This window comes from Paenibacillus sp. J5C2022 (assembly GCF_025567625.1).
GTDB lineage: Bacteria > Bacillota > Bacilli > Paenibacillales > Paenibacillaceae > Pristimantibacillus.
The window spans coordinates 1-2,176 of sequence record NZ_JAOQJC010000092.1 but is presented as its reverse complement, the minus strand read 5'-3'; the positions used below and the strand labels follow the sequence as shown (position 1 = coordinate 2,176).

The 2,176-nt window shown below is 56.0% G+C and carries 1 pseudogene; it reads left to right on the top strand.

Annotation, left to right across the window (positions count from 1 at the left end):
- Positions 1 to 2,176, top strand: a pseudogene (locus M6D81_RS31355) (hypothetical protein); the annotation flags it as partial.

The window sequence follows — 2,176 nt, the reverse complement described above, 5'->3', positions numbered from 1 at the left end:
ATGGTCAGAGCAGCGGATAAGGCCGGCAATATAAGCTCACCGTCTCGCATGATCAATATCAGTCGCAGCGGATTGGAGCTCGATGTCGCCTTGAAGCTGGACAACGGCAGCACATACACCGCTGGAGATTGGGTGAACCAAGGCGTGACGGCAAGCATCAATTCAAAGCAAACGACAGATGGCGTAACGGTAACCTCCACCACCTATTCCCTGGATGGAGGAGCGTCCTGGCAGCCCTACATTGCACCTCTTGCTTTCAACAGTGAAGGCCAACATACGTTGGAAGTGAAAACGGCAGACAGTGCGGACAATGAACTTGCGGCATCCTACGTTGTCCGGGTGGATACAACCCAACCGGTCGTGAATTTGAGCTCGAACGGTAATGAAACGTATGCCACATCGGCTTCCACTGCCGTAACTGTCAGCGATAATGGCAGCGGTGTCGATCCGTCCAGTCTGCAGTTTGTATGGACGCAGAGCGCAAGCACACCGGACGGGGGTGCAGCATGGAGCGGCTTCGCAAGCGGAGACAGCTTGTCGAAGTCGGGCGTTGACGGCGACTGGTATTTGCATGTGCGAGCGAAGGACATAGCGGGCAATGAGGTACAGGTCGGTTCGAACCGCTTCCGGCTCGACAACAGCGCTCCCGAGGCTGTTTTGGGTACGAACGGGAATGAAATGTACGCGATGTCGGCCTCCACTGCCGTAACTGTCAGCGATAATGGCAGCGGCATCGATCCGTCCAATCTGCAATATGTATGGACGCAGAGCGCAAGCACGCCGGACGGGGGTGCGGCATGGAGCGGCTTCGCAAGCGGGGACACCCTGTCGAAGTCAGGCGTTGACGGCGACTGGTATGTGCATGTGCAAGCGAAGGACGTAACGGGCAATGAGTTACAGGTCGGATCGCACCGCTTCCGGTTCGACAACAGCGCTCCCGAGGCTGTTTTTGATATGAACGGGAATGAGACATATGGGACATCGGCCTCCACTGCCGTAACTGTAAGCGATAGTGGCAGCGGCATCGATCCGTCCAGTATGCAATATGTATGGACGCAGAGCGCAAGCACACCGGACGGCAGTGCAGCGTGGAGCGGCTTCGCAAGCGGAGACACCTTGTCGAAGTCAGGCGTTGACGGCGATTGGTATTTGCATGTGCGGGCGAAGGACATAGCGGGCAATGAAGTGCATGCCGGATCGAGCCGCTTCCGGCTCGACAACAGCGCCCCCGAGGTCGTATTTGGCACGAATGGGAATGAATCTTCCGCGAACTGGGCCTCGACAACCGTAACTGTCAGCGACAGTGACAGCGGCGTCGATCCAGCCAGTCTGCAATATGCATGGACGAATAGCGCCAGTGCGCCGGCTGGGGACGAAGAGTGGACCGGCTTTGCAAGCGGAGATGACTTGAAGAAGAGTGGCGTTGACGGAGAGTGGTACCTGCATGTAAGAGGGATGGATTTCGTTGGCAACACACTGCAAGCCGTATCCAACCGCTTCAAGCTGTTCACGCTAGTTCTCCCGATCGTCAACAATCAAGCCGCTTTTTACGAAGATTCACAATTGCTCGACAGGATCAACACCATCCAAAAGATGACTCGGGCAGATGGTACCACCATTGAGAAAGTTACCATCTATGAAGCCTCATTGAACCAAGCGTTGAAGAAACTGGAGAAGAATCTGCTGACGATTCGGGTGAATGATACGGAGCGTGTAGTGCAGGTGCAACTGCCGGCGAAATCCCTCCAATCGGCTATGCAGTCTGAACCGAATCTTACTATTGAAGTGGAGCTAAGCGGTTCACGCTATCAGCTGCCGATGTCGGCAATCCACTGGGAGCGGATAGCCGAGACGCTTGACGCAGAGCTGGAAGAGTTGAAGGTCAATATAACGCTGGAACAAATGGATGCGGACACCGAAGCGGAGCTCCGGCAGCTTGCCGCCGATCAAGGGTTCCGTCTCGCCAGCCGCATCATCGACTTCCAAGTGACGGTAGAGGGGGGCGGCGAATCGCTCGAAATCAACGATTTCGACGGAGCTTATATGACCCGGGCGATTGTGATCGATGAGGCAGAGGAAGCCTCCACCCTGATTGGCGTAAGGGTAGAGCCGGAGAAGAACTCATTCCGCTTCGTCCCTTCCTTGCCGGGAACGCGTGCGGACGGAACGCCGGAAC